The following is a 17,796-nucleotide window of genomic DNA, read 5'->3' as shown; positions in this document are numbered from 1 at the left end:
GGCAAACGCAGGACGGTTCAAAGCCGTCGCATAGCACCAGGCAGTGCGCGACAGTCAGACCCCAATCCTTTTGCGGGTTGTTATTCATGCGGTTTCGCGTTGTACCCGGGCCTCGTTACCGACGGCCGCAGACGCGAAGAGGGGCGGCACTATACCTAGGCGAGCATGATCCGTCTGCACGGCCTGATTAAAGGTTTCAGCCGGGCGCTGGAGGGCAAGGTGGGTTTGCAGGGCGATATTGGATTTTTTATGGGCGTCATTTCACAACCTTGAGGCAAAAAAAAGGGCCTGAAGAACGAGCCTTCAGGCCCTCAAAAGGTGAGAGGTGTCTAGTCCCTCAACCTGGTGAGCGGTGCAAAAAACACTTAGGCCTTCAACGGGACCAAGCGTGGAGCGATCATGTTTTCGGGGCGCAGGATGTCGTCGAGCATGGCGTCGTCGAGCAAGCCTTCTTCGCGCACCAGTTCCAGTACGCCGCGGCCGCTTTCGAGGGCGATACGCGCGATACGGGTGGCGTTTTCATAGCCGATGTAAGGGTTCAGTGCGGTGACCAGGCCGATGGAGTGCTCCACCAGCTCGCGGCAGCGTGCTTCGTTGGCGGTGATGCCGACGATGCAGTGTTCGCGCAGCATGTCCATGGCGCGCTGCAGCAAACGGATCGAGTCGAAGATCTTGAACGCGATCAGCGGCTCCATCACGTTCAACTGCAGTTGGCCGCCTTCGGCCGCCATGGTCAGGGCCAGGTCGTTGCCGATGACTTGGAACGCGACCTGATTCACGGCCTCCGGGATTACCGGGTTGACCTTGCCGGGCATGATCGAGCTGCCCGGCTGACGCGCCGGCAGGTTGATCTCGTTGATGCCGGTGCGCGGGCCGCTGGACAGCAAGCGCAGGTCGTTGCAGATCTTCGACAGTTTCACCGCGGTACGCTTGAGCATGCCGGAGAACAGCACGAAGGCGCCCATGTCGGAGGTGGCTTCGATCAGGTCGGCTGCCGTGACCACCGGCTGGCCGCTGATGACTGCCAGGCGTTGTACGGCCAGGGCCTGGTAACGCGGGTCGGCGTTGATGCCGGTGCCGATGGCGGTGCCGCCCAGGTTGACTTCGGTCAGCAGCTCCGGGGCCAGGGTTTTCAGGCGCGCCAGGTCTTCACCCAGGGTGGTGGCGAACGCGCGGAATTCCTGGCCGAGGGTCATCGGCACGGCGTCTTGCAGTTGGGTACGGCCCATTTTCAACACATGACCGAACTCGACACCTTTGGCGGCGAAGGCTTGGATCAGGCTGTCGAGGCTGGCCAGCAGCGCGTCGTGGCCCAGCAGCAGCCCCAGGCGGATCGCGGTGGGGTAGGCGTCGTTGGTCGACTGCGCCATGTTCACGTCGTTGTTGGGGTGCAGGTATTGGTATTCGCCCTTCTGGTGACCCATGGCCTCCAGCGCGATGTTGGCGATGACTTCGTTGGCATTCATGTTGGTTGAAGTGCCGGCGCCGCCCTGAATCATGTCCACCACGAACTCTTCGTGGAAATCGCCGCGGATCAGGCGGGCACAGGCTTCGCTGATGGCAGCGTGCTTGGCTTCGCTGAGCTGGCCCAACTCGCGGTTGGCATCGGCGGCTGCTTGCTTGACCATTGCCAGACCGACCACCAATTTCGGGTAATGCGAAATCGGAACGCCCGAGAGGCGGAAGTTGTTCACCGCTCGCAGGGTCTGGATGCCGTAATACGCTTGAGCAGGTACTTCGAGTACGCCAAGCAGGTCTTTTTCGGTACGGAAAGATGCAGCAGAGGACATGACGGAAATCATCTCGATAGGGACCCGGAACTGGCCGGAACGCTGTGAATGCTAGGCGTCTACGAATTTTTGGGCCAATGCTGTTAAACACTGGCCTATGCATAAACGGCATAATGCAGGTGTGACCCGGCTATCATGGCGGGCGTGTGTGCCAAAATGGTGCGTACCCCTGGGAGGAAGTGATGAACCTTGAGAGCAAATGGCTGGAAGACTTCAGCGCCCTGGCAGCCACGCGCAGCTTTTCCCAGGCGGCGGAGCGGCGTTTCGTGACCCAGCCGGCGTTCAGTCGACGTATCCGCAGCCTTGAGGCCGCACTGGGCCTGACCCTGGTCAACCGTTCGCGCACGCCGGTCGAGCTGACGGCGGCGGGGCAGTTGTTCCTGGTGACCGCGCGCACCGTGGTCGAGCAACTCGGCGAAGTGCTGCGCCATTTGCATCATCTGGAAGGCGGGCAGGGCGAAGTCATGCAAGTGGCGGCCGCTCACTCCCTGGCGTTGGGCTTCTTCCCGCGCTGGATCGCGCAATTGCGTAACGAAGGCTTGAACATTGCGACGCGTCTGGTCGCCACCAACGTGGGCGACGCGGTGCACGCCCTGCGCGAAGGGGGTTGCGACCTGATGCTGGCCTTCTACGACCCGGACGCCGCCATGCAAATGGACGCCGAAATTTTCCCCTCGCTGCACCTGGGCAACACCGAAATGCTCCCGGTGTGCGCCGCCGATGCGGACGGCAAGCCGCTGTTCGACCTCGAAGGCGAGGGCAGCGTGCCGTTGCTGGCCTACAGCGCCGGCGCGTTTCTTGGGCGTTCGGTGCACCTGCTGCTGCGCCAGCGCGCGCTACGCTTTACCACCGTGTACGAAACTGCCATGGCCGACAGCCTCAAGAGCATGGCCCTGGAAGGCCTGGGCATTGCCTGGGTGCCGCAACTGAGCGTGCGCGCGGAATTGGCCCGGGGGGAGTTGGTGGTGTGCGGCGGTCCGCAATGGCATGTGCCGCTGGAGATTCGCCTGTATCGCTGTGCGTTGGTGCGCAAGGCGAATGTGCGGTTGTTATGGCGGAAACTCGAAGGTGGGGCGGCGCAGAATCCTGCCGCCGAACGCTGACCTCAGAGTCAATAAAACCGCCACTTTGCACCGCTGGACAGATGGTCATTCCAGGGGCTGTTTATCTGGATTATTACGGTATACTGCGCGGCCTTCGGCCGGTCCAACCGGCCAAATTTCGTACAACAAGCCACGCCGGATTTCCTGCGTGGCTTGTTGTTTTTTGACGCGCCTGCGGGCGCCCAGAGAGAAGAGGCACGACGATGAGTGCATTGGTTGGCGTGATCATGGGCTCCAAGTCCGATTGGTCCACCCTTAGCCACACCGCCGATATGCTGGAAAAACTCGGCATTCCGTATGAAGTGAAAGTGGTCTCTGCCCACCGCACCCCGGACTTGCTGTTCCAGTATGCCGATGAAGCAGAATCCCGTGGCATCGAGGTGATCATCGCCGGTGCCGGCGGTGCAGCGCACCTGCCAGGCATGTGTGCGGCCAAGACCCACCTGCCCGTGCTGGGCGTACCGGTGCAGTCGGCGATGCTCTCGGGCGTGGATTCGCTGTTGTCCATCGTGCAGATGCCAGCCGGTATTCCGGTGGCCACCCTGGCGATCGGCAAGGCTGGCGCGATTAACGCAGCGCTGCTGTCCGCCAGCATCCTGGGCGCCAAGCACCCGCAGTTCCATGCGGTGCTGAAAAAATTCCGTGCTGAACAGACAGACAGCGTGCTGGACAATCCAGACCCACGTATCGCCTGAGGTTGTTGACGATGAAAATCGGTGTAATCGGTGGCGGCCAACTGGGCCGCATGCTGGCGCTGGCGGGAACCCCGCTGGGAATGAACTTCGCTTTCCTGGACCCGGCGCCGGACGCGTGTGCGGCTGCCCTGGGTGAACACCTGCGGGCTGACTACAGCGACCCGGACCACCTGCGCCAATTGGCCGACGAAGTCGACCTGGTGACCTTCGAGTTCGAAAGTGTCCCGGCTGAAACCGTGGCGTTCCTGTCGCAGTTCGTGCCGGTGTACCCGAGCGCCGAGGCCCTGCGCATCGCCCGTGATCGCTGGTTCGAGAAGAGCATGTTCCAGGACCTGGGCATCCCGACTCCGGCGTTCGCCGATATCCAGTCCCAGGCGGACCTGGACGCTGCGGTAGCCAGCATTGGCCTGCCGGCCGTGCTCAAAACCCGCACCCTGGGTTACGACGGCAAGGGCCAGAAAGTGCTGCGCACCGCCGCCGATGTAGTCGGCACTTTCGCCGAGCTGGGCAGTGTTGCCTGCTTGCTGGAAGGCTTCGTGCCGTTCACCGGTGAAGTCTCGCTGATCGCCGTGCGTGCACGGGATGGCGAGATCCGCTTCTACCCGTTGGTGCACAACACGCATGTGAACGGCATCCTCAAGCTGTCCGTGGCCAGCACCGACCATCCGCTGCAGGCCCTGGCCGAAGATTATTCCAGCCGTGTGCTCAAGCAACTGGATTATGTCGGCGTGATGGCGTTCGAGTTCTTTGAAGTCGACGGTGGCCTCAAGGCCAACGAAATCGCCCCGCGTGTGCACAACTCCGGGCACTGGACCACCGAAGGCGCCGAGTGCAGCCAGTTCGAAAACCACCTGCGTGCTATCGCGGGTTTGCCACTGGGCTCCACGGCCAAGGTCGGCGAGAGCGCCATGCTCAACTTCATCGGCGTGGTACCGCCGGTGGAGCGCGTGATGGCGATCGATGACTGCCACCTGCATCACTACGGCAAGGCTTTCAAGGCCGGGCGCAAGGTCGGCCACGCCAACCTGCGCTGCAAAGACCGCGCGACGCTGCAAGCGCAGATTCTCAAGGTCGAAGCGCTGATCGCCGAGCAATAAGGCAAGTCCGACGGGAACCATTGGTGGCCGTCATCCCTCTGATTGCAGGATGCCAAAGCCTGTCTAGGCTTTGGCATGGCTCACATTCATTCAGAGGTAAATGCCATGGGTATCATCGGAACCATCTTTATCGGCCTGATCGTCGGTCTGCTCGCGCGTTTCCTCAAGCCTGGCGACGACAGCATGGGCTGGATCATGACCATCCTGCTGGGTATCGCCGGTTCGCTGGCGGCGACCTACGGTGGTCAGGCGCTGGGTATCTACCAGGCCGGCCAAGGTGCGGGTTTCATCGGCGCGCTGGTGGGTGCCATTGTGTTGCTGGTGATCTACGGCCTGATCAAAAAGAAGTAATCAGCCGACGAAGTCCTCTGCGCTGCGTAGGCGCAGAGGGCTAGAATGCTCGGCACTTGTACTTGCCGAGCCTCTCCATGCGCCGTCTTCTGTTGACTCTCCTCCTGCTGGGCTCTGGCCTGGCGCACGCCGGTGAATTGCCGGAAACCGACTGGCTCGACCTGATGCCGCTGTCGGACCAAAAAGCCCTCGAGGCCATGCCCGAGATCGACCACAACTCCCCGGAAGCCCAAGGCACCTTTACCGACAAGGGTGGTTTGAAGCAGAGCAAAGGCTTGCCGGCGGTGATGTATTCGACCAAGACCGTGGCCGCGATGAACGGCAAAAACATCCGCATCGGTGGTTACCCCGTACCGCTGGAAACCGACGCCAAGGGCCGCAGCACCTTGTTCTTCCTGGTGCCGTACCCCGGCGCATGCATCCACGTGCCACCACCGCCGCCTAACCAGTTGGTGCTGGTGCGTTATCCCAAGGGCTTGAAGCTCGATGATATCTATACGCCGCTGTGGGTCACCGGCACCTTGAAGGTGGAAAAGGTGAACAACGATCTGGCGGATGCGGCGTATGCGCTCGATGCAGGGAAGGTGCGGGTGGTGAAGGAGTCGGATCTCTAAGCCTCCTCCACCTTTCGCTTGGGTTTACACAGTCGTACTGGTAATGGTCACACCCAGGGTGTGGCTTTCACCGGGCACCAATGTCACTACATCATCCAGTACATTCGCCGTTTCGATACACAACATGCCCTGCCAACCATCGTCGGCCATGTCATCGAAGGCCTTGGCGCGTTCGGTCCAAGGGTTCCAGATCACGGTCGATTTGGAGCCTTGGCTGATGAGCCGGATGCCGCGCTGCCAGTCGTTATCGACGATGTTCAACTGAGCGGGCGTATCGAGGTAGATACGGTCGGTCTCGGCCGTGAAGTGCAGCAGGCCCGCTTGCGTCTTTTCGCTCCAGCCATCGGCGGTATCGACATACGCCGCGCCGTCCAGGCCTTCGACCTGCACGTTGCGTACATCGCTCACGGCAAAATAGGTATGCAGCGCCTGGCTGAGGGTGACGGCATGGGTATCGCGGTTGTGGCTGGTCAGGCGGATATGCAGGTGCTCGTCCAGTAGCAGGCTGAGGGTCAGGTCGACCTGATGGGGCCAGCCGGGAAAGCCGTCTGCGGGCATCGGCAGCGTCAGGTCGACACGCAGCGTTTGGCCTTCAAGCGCGGTTCCGGCCAATTCCCACAGCGCGGTGCGCGCAAAACCGTGGGCGCCGGCTGGCTGATCGCTCTGGCGCATTGCCTTGACGCTCTGCGGGTTGCGGTCGAACACGCCAAACCACGGCCAGCATACGGGTACGCCGGTGCGGATGCCCTTGCCGCGCTTGAAGACCGCCTCAGGGTTCGGCCAGATCAGCGGCTGTTCGCCCTCGCGCTGGTAACTGAAGATATGCGCACCTTGTCTGGCGACCATCAGTTCGGCGCCGTTGTGGCGGAAGCGCCAGCAGTCCAGCTCGTCGATTTTCACGGTTTCCACGTGGGGCGTAGGCATACACAGCACTCTTGATGGCAGGCAATGGGGCAATTGACCGTCAAAACCCCGCGAGGTTTAACGCGCGCGCGACGGTACCGAACGCGTGCGGCCGCTGCCATCGATGGCGACGAAGACAAAGACCGCCTCGGTCACCTTGCGCCATTCGCTGGACAGCGGGTCGTCACTCCACACCTCGACCATCATCTGGATCGAGCTGCGGCCGATTTCCAGGGCCTGGGTATAAAAGGACAACTGCGCCCCCACCGCAACCGGCACCAGGAACGCCATGCGATCAATCGCCACGGTGGCGACACGGCCGCCAGCGACTTTGCTGGCCATCGCGGTACCGGCCAGGTCCATCTGCGCTACCAGCCAGCCGCCGAAGATATCGCCAAAACCGTTGGTTTCACGCGGGAGCGCGGTGATTTGCAGGGCGAGATCGCCTTGCGGGATAGGATCTTCTTGTTCGAGTTCGATCATGCCGGGGGTGCCTCTGACCCGTAACGCTTCATGGGTATTTCAAGTGGATAGCCGTCTCAGGGAAAAACGTTTCAGCACCAACGTACACCGCTCGATGCGTTTCTCTTAAGGCGTGCTAAAAGGGAAACTCTGCCAAATCGGCTGGATGGCCACCCAACGACGGTTTGGCACAGCAGCCCCTCAAGACTGCGGGTCTTGCGCGTGCAAGGGCCGAGTATATCGGGACCCTGGCGTCACGACGACCTTCCAAGGTTCATTTGGTCGGTAAATAGACGCTGTATCGGGGCTTTTGCAAGCAACTGTTCGCTTGGCGCTGTGCTTTTACAAGCGATTTGCTATCTTGCCAAGCCCGCCGCCAGTCCCGGGCGTGCCGTCCTTATTACATGATTACTATAAGAGAAGCCTTGCCATGTCCTCCGTGCCCGCAAGCAGCGCGCAATCTTCGCGCCCGCTGACCCGCAACGACTACAAAACCCTGTCGCTGTCTGCCTTGGGCGGGGCGCTGGAATTTTATGATTTCATCATTTTCGTGTTTTTCGCCACCGTGGTCGGAAAACTGTTCTTCCCTGCCGACATGCCCGAATGGCTGCGCATGATGCAGACCTTCGGCATCTTCGCCGCGGGCTACCTGGCGCGGCCCCTGGGCGGCATCATCATGGCGCACTTCGGTGACCTGCTGGGTCGCAAGAAGATGTTCACCCTGAGCATCTTCATGATGGCCGTGCCGACCCTGATCATGGGCCTGCTGCCAACTTATGCGCAGATCGGCCTGTGGGCGCCGATCCTGCTGCTGTTGATGCGCGTCATCCAGGGCGCGGCGATTGGCGGCGAAGTACCCGGCGCCTGGGTGTTTGTCTCCGAGCACGTACCACCGCGCCATATCGGCTATGCCTGCGGCACCCTGACCAGTGGCCTCACCGCCGGTATCCTGCTGGGTTCGTTGGTGGCCACCGCGATCAATACACTTTATAGCCCGGAGCAGGTCTCGGATTACGCCTGGCGGATCCCGTTCCTGCTCGGCGGTGTGTTTGGCCTGTTGTCGGTGTACCTGCGTCGCTGGCTGCATGAAACGCCGATCTTCGCTGAAATGCAGCAACGCAAGACCCTGGCCGCCGAGCTGCCCCTGCGCGCGGTATTGCGTGACCACCGTGGCGCCATCGTGCTGTCGATGCTGCTGACCTGGCTGCTGTCGGCCGGCGTGGTGGTGGTCATCCTGATGACCCCAACCGTGCTGCAAACCGTCTACCACTTCAGCCCCACCATTGCGCTGCAAGCCAACAGCCTGGCCATCGTCACCCTGAGTCTGGGCTGCATCGCCTCCGGTGCCCTGGCCGACCGCTTCGGTGCCGGTCGCGTGCTCATGGCCGGTTGCGCCCTGTTGCTGGCCACCTCCTGGACGCTCTATCACAGCCTGCTGGCGCACCCGGACTGGTTGTTCCCGCTGTACGCGTTGACCGGCCTGTTTGTCGGCACCATCGGCGTGGTCCCGTACGTGATGGTCAAGGCCTTCCCGCCGGTGGTGCGTTTCAGCGGCTTGTCGTTCTCCTACAACGTGGCCTACGCCGTGTTCGGCGGGCTGACGCCGCTGGCGGTGTCGCTGCTGATGAAGGAAAGCGCGATGGGCCCGGCTTACTACGTGGCTGCCCTGTGTGTGATGGGGATGGTAGTGGGCGGGTACCTGTGGAAGCGCGGGCGCTAAAAACCGCCTGATCCGTTGTGGCGAGGGCCATGCGCCTTCGCCACAAACATGTTGCTTATTCAATGATTACCGTGTGTTTCTGAATTACCGCGCTACCTGCGTATTACCCCCGTATTCCTACCCTCTTTCCCCTCCGCCTGCGTTCTCTCTCAATGCTGGCCTTTCATCTAATTGTCATATTCCAGACATAGAGTGTTCACACGGCCTACTGATACTTGGCCCCGATCCAACTATCCCTATCTGCTAGGAGTAAGGCATGAAACTGAAGCGTTTGATGGCGGCAATGACTTTTGTCGCTGCTGGCGTTGCGACTGCCAACGCGGTGGCCGCTGGTGTTGACCCGGCAATCCCGGCTTACGTTAAGACCACTGGTGTGTCGGGCAACCTGTCCAGCGTCGGTTCCGATACCCTGGCGAACCTGATGACCCTGTGGGCTGAGGGTTACAAAAAGGAATACCCGAACGTCAACATCCAGATTCAAGCCGCCGGCTCCGCCACTGCGCCTCCTGCGTTGACTGAAGGCACCTCTAACCTGGGCCCGATGAGCCGCAAGATGAAGGACACCGAACTGGCTGCCTTCGAGCAGAAGTACGGCTACAAGCCAACCGCTATCCCGGTTGCCGTGGATGCCCTGGCCGTATTCGTGCACAAAGACAACCCGATCCAGCACCTGACCATGGAACAAGTCGACGCGATCTTCTCCTCGACTCGTCTGTGCGGTGGCAAAGCTGACGTGAAAACCTGGGGTGATCTGGGCGTGACCGGTGACCTGGCCAACAAGCCGGTGCAACTGTTCGGTCGTAACTCGGTATCCGGCACTTACGGCTACTTCAAGGAAGAGGCCCTGTGTAAAGGCGACTACAAGCCTAACGTCAACGAACAACCAGGCTCGGCTTCGGTCGTGCAGTCGATCAGCTCCTCGCTGAACGGCATCGGTTACTCGGGCATCGGCTACAAGACTGCAAGCGTGAAGACCGTGGCCCTGGCCAAAAAAGGCAGCACTGACTTCATCGAAGACAGCGAAGAAAACGCCCTGAACGGCAAATACCCGCTGTCGCGTTTCCTCTACGTTTATGTCAACAAAGCTCCGAACAAGCCTCTGGCTCCGCTGGAAGCTGAGTTCGTGAAACTGGTGCTGTCCAAACAGGGCCAGGAAGTTGTAGTGAAAGACGGCTACATCCCACTGCCAGCCAAAGTGGCCGCCAAGGCCCTGGCTGACCTGGGTTTGAAAGAAGGCGGCAAGTAAGCCACCTGTAAAAACGCCTTGAGCCCGCTATCTGCGTGAGCTCAAGGCCCGGGCGGGGTCTGCAGGACCTGGACCCCGCCTCCTAATTTTCAGTCCGCTGCCAGCTCTGCTACGCGGCGGATTTCTTGCGTCACTGCATTGTCATCTTTCTGTCATACAGGATCGCTAGGGTGTGCGCATGAATGATCTGGCCAATTCCCCCATGACGACGACTTCTCCTCCCAAGCGCATTGATTTCAATACGCCTGAGCTGCAACGCAAGCGCCGCATTCGCGCGCTCAAGGACCGCCTGACCCGTTGGTACGTGCTGGTGGGCGGCCTCGCTGTCCTCGGCGCTATCACCCTGATCTTTTTCTTTCTGGCCTACGTGGTCGCGCCGCTGTTCCAGGGTGCCTCGCTGACAAAAGAAGAGGCGCTGACCCCGGCCTGGATCCAGGATTCAGGCAAACCGCTGTTGATCTCCCTCGAAGAGCAGAACCAGGTCGCCATGCGGGTTTCCGACAAGGGCCAGGCGCTGTTCTTTGAGGTCGACACCGGTGCCGAACTCAAGCGCGTCGACCTGCCGCTTCCGGCCGGTGCCAGCGTGGCGTCCATCGGTGAAGACCAGCCGGGCAGCCCGTTGGTCATCCTCGGTTTATCCAATGGTCAGTCTCTGGTGTTCCGCCACACCTATAAGGTGTCCTACCCGGACGGCAAAAAGACCATCAGCCCGGCGATCGAATACCCTTATGGCGAAACGCCAATCGTGCTGGATGAGGCCGGTCGTCCGTTGGAGCACGTCGCCCTCAATGCCACCGACACTTCCCTGGTGATAGCCGGTTCGGCCGGTTCGTACTTGAACGTGCTGACCCTGAGCCGCGAAGAAAACATGATGACCGGTGAAGTCACCAGCGAGCAGAAGCGTGTCGAGCTGCCGCAAATGACCGAGCCCGTAAAGGCGATCTTCATCGATCCGCGCCAGCAATGGCTGTATGTGATCAACGGCCGAGCCCTGGCCGATGTGTTCAGCCTGCGCGACAAGAGCCTCAACGGGCGATACAAATTGTTGGAAGATGGCAACGCCGAGATCACCGCCAGCACCCAGTTGGTCGGTGGTATTTCGCTGATCGTTGGTAACTCCAAAGGCGGCCTTGCCCAATGGTTCATGGCCCGCGACCCGGATGGCGAGCAGCGCTTCAAACAGATCCGCACCTTCCAGATGGGCACATCGCCTATCGTCGAAATCACCGCTGAAGAGCGCCGCAAGGGCTTCACCGCCCTCGATGCATCCGGCCAGTTCGGCGTGTTCCACAGCACCGCCCACCGCACGCTGCTGGTGGACCCGGTCGTCGACGGTCAAGGTGTGTTTGGTCTGTCACCACGGGCTAACCGCGTGATCGTGGAAGCTGGCGGCAAGCTGCAACCGTTGCTGCTCGACAATCCGCACCCTGAAGTGTCGTGGAGCGCGTTGTGGAGCAAGGTCTGGTACGAAAACTACGACGAGCCTAAATACGTCTGGCAATCGACCGCAGCCAACACCGACTTCGAACCTAAAATGAGCCTGGCTCCGCTGACCTTCGGTACGTTGAAGGCGGCGTTCTACGCCATGCTGCTGGCCGCGCCGCTGGCGGTGGCCGCTGCGATCTATACCGCTTACTTCATGGCGCCGAGCCTGCGCCGCAAGGTCAAGCCGGTGATCGAACTGATGGAAGCGATGCCGACGGTGATCCTCGGCTTCTTCGCCGGTTTGTTCCTGGCGCCCTATGTAGAGGGGCATCTGCCGGGGATCTTCAGCCTGCTGATGCTGTTGCCGATCGGCATCCTGGTCGCCGGCTTTGCCTTCAGCCGCCTGCCTGAATCCCTGCGCCTGCGCGTTCCTGATGGTTGGGAAAGCGCGATGCTGATCCCGGTGATCCTGTTTGTGGGCTGGCTCTCGCTGTACATGAGCCCGTACCTGGAAACCTGGTTCTTCGGCGGTGATATGCGCATGTGGATCTCCCACGACTTGGGCATCACCTACGACCAGCGCAACGCCCTGGTGGTCGGGCTGGCCATGGGGTTCGCGGTGATCCCGAACATCTACTCCATCGCCGAAGACGCCGTGTTCAGCGTGCCGCGCGGCCTGACCCTGGGCTCCCTGGCTCTGGGCGCCACGCCTTGGCAGACCATGACTCGCGTGGTGATCCTGACCGCCAGCCCGGGCATCTTCTCCGCCCTGATGATCGGCATGGGCCGCGCAGTGGGCGAGACCATGATCGTGCTGATGGCCACCGGTAACACGCCGGTGATGGAGATGAACCTGTTCGAAGGCCTGCGCACCCTGGCGGCCAACGTCGCAGTGGAAATGCCCGAGTCGGAAGTGGGCGGCAGTCACTACCGCGTGCTGTTCCTCTCGGCACTGGTACTGCTGCTGTTCACCTTCATCATGAACACCCTCGCCGAGCTGATCCGTCAGCGTCTGCGCAAGAAATACTCGTCGCTTTAAGAAAGGTAGAAGTCTGTGAAACAGAACTCCCTGAATGGATGGTTCAAGAGCGGCGCCCCAGGCGTCTGGATCAGCGGTGGCGCGGTGTCCATCGCGGTCATCATGACCATTGGTTTGCTGGCCGTGATTGCCGTGCGTGGTTTGGGCCACTTCTGGCCGGCTGACCTGATCCAGGCCAACTACAACGTACCGGGCCAGGAAAACCATATCGTCATCGGCGAATTGGTGCAGAAAGAAGAAGTGCCGCGCGAGCGTCTCAAAAGCGCTGGCCTGCCCGTGCCCGATCAAGGCCCGGAATTCATGACCCGCGAGCTGATCAAAGTCGGCAACCGCGACCTGAACGGTAACGACTTCACCTGGATCGTGGGCGAGTGGTTGAAGGACCAGACCAAGCCGACCCACCTGATGACCATCGAACGTCGTGAGTGGGGCAACTTCTACGGCACCCTGGTCAACGTCAAGCAGGATGGCAAGGTCATCGCCGAAGGCGAGGCCGCGTGGCCGGAGCTGCAAGCCCGCGTCGACCGCGTGAACAAGCTTGCCGCCCAGCTCAAGAGCCTGGAAAAAACCGATATCGGCGCGATTAACGCAGGCCTTGAACGCATCCGCCTGCACGGTCGCAAACTGGAACTGGAAGGCAAGCTCGACGCCGCCGCCCAGGCCGACATGGATGCTGACCGCGCTGAACTGAATGCCCGCTACCAGGACATCGAAGCGCGCCTGGCCGACCTGCACGCCCAGTTCAACCGCGATTCGCTGACGGCCCGTGACGGCAACGGCAAGGAAGTGGAAATCGGCATAGGCAAGGTGGTGCACGCCTACCAGCCGAACGCCATGGGCACCATGACCAAGATCGGCTTTTACTTCAGCAAGGTCTGGGAATTTTTGAGCGATGACCCACGGGAAGCCAACACCGAAGGCGGGATCTTCCCGGCCATCTTCGGCACCGTGATGATGACCCTGATCATGGCGATGATCGTGACCCCGTTCGGTGTACTGGCGGCGGTGTACCTGCGCGAATACGCCAAGCAGAACACCCTGACCCGCATCATCCGCATCGCCGTGAACAACCTGGCCGGTGTTCCTGCCATCGTGTACGGCGTGTTCGGCCTGGGCTTCTTCGTGTATGTGCTGGGTGGCTCGGTTGACCGCCTGTTCTTCGCCGAAGCCCTGCCGGCGCCGACCTTCGGTACCCCGGGCCTGCTCTGGGCGTCGCTGACCCTGGCGCTGCTGGCGGTGCCGGTGGTGATCGTGGCCACCGAGGAAGGCCTGGCACGGATTCCTCGTACCGTGCGTGAAGGTTCCCTGGCACTCGGCGCGACCAAGGCGGAAACGCTGTGGAAGATCGTGCTGCCGATGGCCAGCCCGGCCATGATGACCGGCATGATCCTCGCCGTGGCGCGTGCCGCCGGTGAAGTGGCGCCGCTGATGCTGGTAGGCGTGGTGAAACTGGCCCCATCGCTGCCGTTGGACGGCAACTACCCGTACCTGCACCTGGACCAGAAGATCATGCACTTGGGCTTCCATATCTACGACGTCGGCTTCCAGAGCCCCAACGTAGAAGCCGCACGCCCGCTGGTGTACGCCACCGCCTTGTTGCTGGTGCTGGTGATCGCCACGCTTAACCTGTCGGCGGTGTGGATTCGTAACCACCTGCGCGAGAAGTACAAGGCGCTGGACAGCTAAAGCTATTCGCCACAAGCGGCAAGCGACACGCCGCTTTTGCTCAAATCTTGCAGCTTGCAGCTAAAAGCTGGCAGCTACGAACGGAGTGAGACCATGCAACACGAAACCCAATCCCACGGCATCAACATGTCTGCCCTGGGTCGCGACAAGCAGAGCCTGAGCCTGGCTGAAGAAACCGTGGCCATCGAAGTACCGGGCCTGAGCCTGTACTACGGTGACAAACAGGCGCTGTTCGATGTCAGCATGAACATCCCCAAGCAGCGTGTAACCGCGTTTATCGGTCCGTCGGGCTGTGGTAAGTCCACGCTGCTGCGCACCTTCAACCGCATGAACGACCTGGTGGACGGTTGCCGCGTGGAGGGCGCCATCAACCTGTACGGCACCAACATCTACCGCAAGGGCGAAGACGTGGCAGAGCTGCGTCGCCGGGTAGGCATGGTGTTTCAGAAGCCAAACCCGTTCCCCAAGACCATCTACGAAAACGTGGTCTACGGCCTGCGTATCCAGGGCATCAACAAGAAACGCATCCTCGACGAAGCCGTTGAGTGGGCGTTGAAGGGCGCGGCGCTGTGGGACGAGGTCAAGGACCGCCTGCATGAGTCGGCGCTGGGTCTGTCCGGCGGTCAGCAGCAGCGTCTGGTGATTGCCCGTACCATCGCGGTGGAGCCGGAAGTGCTGTTGCTCGACGAACCGTGCTCGGCGCTTGACCCGATCTCGACGCTGAAAGTCGAAGAGCTGATCTACGAGCTCAAATCCAAGTTCACCATCGTGATCGTGACCCACAACATGCAGCAGGCTGCGCGGGTTTCCGATTACACCGCGTTCATGTATATGGGCAAGCTGGTGGAGTTCGGCGATACCGATACCCTGTTCACCAATCCGGCGAAGAAGCAGACCGAAGACTATATTACGGGGCGTTATGGCTAGTGCTGGGCTGCTGGCCGCAAGCTTCAAGCGGCAAGTAAAAGCAGTTCAATGCAACGACACCTATCAACTTGCAGCTTGTAGCTAGTGGCTTACAGCGTTTGCGGAGCAAACCCATGATTAGCAAAGAAGGCCTTACCCACCACATCTCCGCGCAGTTCAACGCCGAACTTGAGGAGGTGCGCAGCCACCTCCTGGCGATGGGCGGGCTGGTGGAGAAGCAAGTCAACGACGCCGTCACTGCGCTGATCGAGGCCGACTCGGGCCTGGCCCAGCAAGTGCGTGAGATCGATGACCAGATCAACCAGATGGAACGCAACATCGATGAAGAGTGCCTGCGCATTCTGGCCCGTCGCCAGCCGGCGGCCTCGGACCTGCGTTTGATCATCAGCATTTCCAAGTCGGTGATCGACCTTGAGCGCATCGGCGACGAAGCCACCAAGATCGCCCGCCGCGCCATCCAGTTGTGTGAAGAAGGCGAAGCGCCGCGCGGTTATGTGGAAGTGCGTCACATCGGCGACCAAGTGCGCAACATGGTGCGCGATGCCCTCGACGCCTTTGCGCGCTTCGACGCGGACCTGGCACTGTCGGTGGCCCAATACGACAAGGTCATCGACCGTGAGTACAAGACGGCCCTGCGTGAGCTGGCCACCTACATGATGGAAGACCCGCGCTCTATCTCGCGGGTCTTGAGCATCATCTGGGTGCTGCGTTCCCTGGAACGGATCGGCGACCACGCACGCAATATCTCGGAATTGGTGATTTACCTGGTTCGCGGGACCGACGTACGGCACATGGGCCTCAAGCGCATGAAGGCCGAAGTTGAAGGTTCAGCCGATCAAATCCCTAATGTTCCGGGCGAACCTGACGATAAGTAAGGTTGCCCGAGAAATTAACGCCCGGCCTTTGGTCGGGCGTTTTCATTTGTGGCGTCTGAATTTTCTGCGAGTCGGATAAAGAAAATCCGAACGTGACTACAGAGTTTTGGCAAAATGCCACCAGTCAGGCGTTTTGCGTGCCGAAGTTTTTATAGGATGAAGGGTCGATGAGTAAAGTCAGTGTGTTGGTGGTGGATGACGCCTCGTTTATCCGCGATCTGGTGAAGAAGTGCCTGCGCAACTACTTCCCTGGGATCAAGCTTGAAGATGCGGTGAACGGCAAGAAAGCCCAGACCATCCTGATGCGCGAGACCTTCGACCTGGTGCTGTGCGACTGGGAAATGCCGGAGATGTCCGGGCTGGAGCTGCTGACCTGGTGCCGCGAACAGCCGCACCTCAAAGCCATGCCGTTCGTGATGGTGACCAGCCGTGGCGACAAAGAGAACGTGGTCCAGGCCATCCAGGCCGGGGTATCCGGTTACGTCAGCAAGCCATTCACCAACGAACAACTGCTGAACAAGGTCAAGCAGGCTCTGCAGAAGGTCGGCCGCCTTGACGCGTTGGTCGCCAGCGCACCGACCAAGATGAACTCGGCCTTCGGCAACGACTCCCTGAGCGCCCTGACCGGCGGCAAGCCTGAGGCCGCGCGTGCGGCGCCCGTTGCAGCGGCTGCGTCGGCGCCCAGCAAAGGCCTGCTCAACAGCCCGCCGGTTCGCGCCGCCACCCCATCCGCCGCGCCGTCTGCCGGTCGTGGCCAGGGCCAGCTGCGTCTGTCCAGCGGCACCCAGCAATGCGTGATCAAGGCGCTGAGCATCAAGGAAGCGCTGCTGGTGGTGCGCCGCGGTGAAGTCCTGCCTCAGGTATTGGAAAGCGCCGTGCTCGACCTGGAACAAGGCGACAACGCCGAGGTGGCCCGCCTCAACGGCTACCTGCACGCCATCGTCGCGTTCGAGCCCAAGCCCGACAGCGACTGGCTGCAACTGACGTTCCGGTTTATCGATCAGGATGCGCAGAAGCTTGACTACATCTCGCGCTTGATCGCACGGGGCACAGCGCAGAAGCATTTCGTGCCGGGTGCCTGATCGTGTGGCGAGGGCGCTTGCTCCCGTTGGGCCAAGCGGCGCAAGGCCGCTCAAGATTGTCATGAGCCCTTGCTAACCTGCCGCTCAGTCATCCCGGCAGGTTCGCGCCATGCTCCTTCGCCTTTTGCTGTGTTGCGGGTTGGCCACGGTCATCCACGTGACCCAGGCCATGACCCTCTACAAATCCGTTGATGCCAACGGCGAGGTGGTCTTCAGTGACCGGCACACCCCTGGCGCCCAGGCCTTCGTGGTGCAGGAGCGCAAGGTCGAGCGTGTGAAACGCCCGGTGCTTGATCTACCGTCACCGCTCTACCCACGGCAAGCCTATCGCTATCCCTTACCCTGGCGCGGCGGTCCGTTCCGGCTGAGCCAGGGCCCCAATGGCCGTTACAGCCATACCGACGCCAAGAGCCGCTACGCCATGGACATCGCCATGCCTGAAGGCACGCCGATCATTGCCGCGCGCGGCGGCGTCGTGGTGAACATTGAGAACGAGCAGGCCGGACGTGGCAACGATGCGTCGGGCAATTTTGTGCGGGTGCAGCACGACGATGGCACCCAGGGCGTGTACCTGCATCTCAAGCAAGGGTCGGTCAGTGTGAGGGCAGGGCAGCGCGTGGCGGTGGGCAGCCCGCTGGGGCTGTCGGGCAATACCGGCAATAGCAGCGGGCCGCATCTGCACTTTGTAGTGCAGCGGGCCGGCGCGGCGGGGCTGGTGTCGATTCCGTATGAGTTCAACCAGCCCGTAGGGGCATTGCCCAACTTTGCGTTGGGCAATTAA

The 17,796-nt window shown here is 61.1% G+C and carries 16 protein-coding genes; 13 read left to right on the top strand and 3 right to left on the bottom strand.

Annotated features, from left to right (window positions below; all coding sequences use genetic code 11):
* Positions 1–365: 365 nt before the first annotated feature.
* Positions 366–1,790, bottom strand: coding sequence for an aspartate ammonia-lyase (gene aspA, locus PSH59_RS25755; protein WP_305393963.1), 1,425 nt, complete (start codon positions 1,788–1,790; stop codon positions 366–368).
* Between the two features lie 182 nt (positions 1,791–1,972).
* Here aspA and PSH59_RS25750 point away from each other — a divergent pair, with 182 nt between their 5' ends.
* The 5 genes from PSH59_RS25750 (at position 1,973) to PSH59_RS25730 (ending at position 5,650) form a co-directional block, all read left to right on the top strand.
* Positions 1,973–2,893 carry a LysR substrate-binding domain-containing protein gene (locus PSH59_RS25750; RefSeq protein WP_305393962.1) on the top strand — a complete coding sequence of 307 codons (921 nt, stop codon included), beginning with the start codon at positions 1,973–1,975 and terminating at the stop codon, positions 2,891–2,893.
* A 203-nt stretch (positions 2,894–3,096) separates the two neighbouring features.
* Positions 3,097–3,588: a 5-(carboxyamino)imidazole ribonucleotide mutase gene (gene purE / locus PSH59_RS25745; protein WP_003176980.1), complete on the top strand. Its 492-nt coding sequence runs from the start codon at positions 3,097–3,099 to the stop codon at positions 3,586–3,588.
* Positions 3,589–3,599: 11 nt separating this feature from the next.
* Complete coding sequence (locus tag PSH59_RS25740) at positions 3,600–4,685, top strand: 5-(carboxyamino)imidazole ribonucleotide synthase (protein ID WP_305393961.1); 1,086 nt, start codon at positions 3,600–3,602, stop codon at positions 4,683–4,685.
* 105 nt (positions 4,686–4,790) lie between these two features.
* Complete coding sequence (locus tag PSH59_RS25735) at positions 4,791–5,036, top strand: GlsB/YeaQ/YmgE family stress response membrane protein (protein WP_005792540.1); 246 nt, start codon at positions 4,791–4,793, stop codon at positions 5,034–5,036.
* Positions 5,037–5,113: 77 nt separating this feature from the next.
* Positions 5,114–5,650, top strand: a complete 537-nt coding sequence (locus PSH59_RS25730) for a DUF3299 domain-containing protein (protein WP_050784921.1) — start codon at positions 5,114–5,116, stop codon at positions 5,648–5,650.
* A gap of 24 nt (positions 5,651–5,674) precedes the next feature.
* Here the strand turns inward: PSH59_RS25730 and PSH59_RS25725 are convergent, their stop codons facing one another.
* Both PSH59_RS25725 and PSH59_RS25720 read right to left on the bottom strand, forming a co-directional pair.
* On the bottom strand, positions 5,675–6,574 hold the full coding sequence (locus PSH59_RS25725; RefSeq protein ID WP_248081919.1) for a D-hexose-6-phosphate mutarotase: 900 nt from the start codon (positions 6,572–6,574) through the stop codon (positions 5,675–5,677).
* A 57-nt stretch (positions 6,575–6,631) separates the two neighbouring features.
* Positions 6,632–7,036: an acyl-CoA thioesterase gene (locus PSH59_RS25720; RefSeq protein ID WP_003176975.1), complete on the bottom strand. Its 405-nt coding sequence runs from the start codon at positions 7,034–7,036 to the stop codon at positions 6,632–6,634.
* Between the two features lie 409 nt (positions 7,037–7,445).
* Here PSH59_RS25720 and PSH59_RS25715 point away from each other — a divergent pair, with 409 nt between their 5' ends.
* The 8 genes from PSH59_RS25715 to PSH59_RS25680 all read left to right on the top strand — a co-directional run bounded on the left by PSH59_RS25715 (position 7,446) and on the right by PSH59_RS25680 (position 17,796).
* Positions 7,446–8,735: an MFS transporter gene (locus PSH59_RS25715; protein WP_248081918.1), complete on the top strand. Its 1,290-nt coding sequence runs from the start codon at positions 7,446–7,448 to the stop codon at positions 8,733–8,735.
* A gap of 256 nt (positions 8,736–8,991) precedes the next feature.
* Entirely contained in the window at positions 8,992–9,981 is a 990-nt protein-coding gene (locus tag PSH59_RS25710; protein ID WP_248081917.1) for a phosphate ABC transporter substrate-binding protein PstS, read from the top strand.
* Positions 9,982–10,159: 178 nt separating this feature from the next.
* Positions 10,160–12,445 (top strand): ABC transporter permease subunit, encoded by a 2,286-nt coding sequence (locus PSH59_RS25705; RefSeq protein ID WP_282445986.1) that lies wholly within the window; start codon positions 10,160–10,162, stop codon positions 12,443–12,445.
* A gap of 15 nt (positions 12,446–12,460) precedes the next feature.
* Positions 12,461–14,131 carry a phosphate ABC transporter permease PstA gene (gene pstA / locus PSH59_RS25700; protein WP_248081916.1) on the top strand — a complete coding sequence of 557 codons (1,671 nt, stop codon included), beginning with the start codon at positions 12,461–12,463 and terminating at the stop codon, positions 14,129–14,131.
* Between the two features lie 93 nt (positions 14,132–14,224).
* The gene (gene pstB, locus PSH59_RS25695; protein WP_248081915.1) at positions 14,225–15,058 is read left to right on the top strand and encodes a phosphate ABC transporter ATP-binding protein PstB; all 834 of its coding nucleotides are present in this window, start codon (positions 14,225–14,227) and stop codon (positions 15,056–15,058) included.
* Between the two features lie 113 nt (positions 15,059–15,171).
* On the top strand, positions 15,172–15,933 hold the full coding sequence (phoU, locus tag PSH59_RS25690; protein WP_053127580.1) for a phosphate signaling complex protein PhoU: 762 nt from the start codon (positions 15,172–15,174) through the stop codon (positions 15,931–15,933).
* A gap of 167 nt (positions 15,934–16,100) precedes the next feature.
* On the top strand, positions 16,101–17,015 hold the full coding sequence (locus tag PSH59_RS25685; RefSeq protein ID WP_248081914.1) for a response regulator: 915 nt from the start codon (positions 16,101–16,103) through the stop codon (positions 17,013–17,015).
* 109 nt (positions 17,016–17,124) lie between these two features.
* The gene (locus PSH59_RS25680; RefSeq protein WP_305393960.1) at positions 17,125–17,796 is read left to right on the top strand and encodes a M23 family metallopeptidase; all 672 of its coding nucleotides are present in this window, start codon (positions 17,125–17,127) and stop codon (positions 17,794–17,796) included.

The sequence above is a fragment of the Pseudomonas sp. FP2309 genome, from assembly GCF_030687575.1.
GTDB lineage: Bacteria > Pseudomonadota > Gammaproteobacteria > Pseudomonadales > Pseudomonadaceae > Aquipseudomonas.
This window is presented reverse-complemented; position numbering and strand designations above follow the sequence as displayed.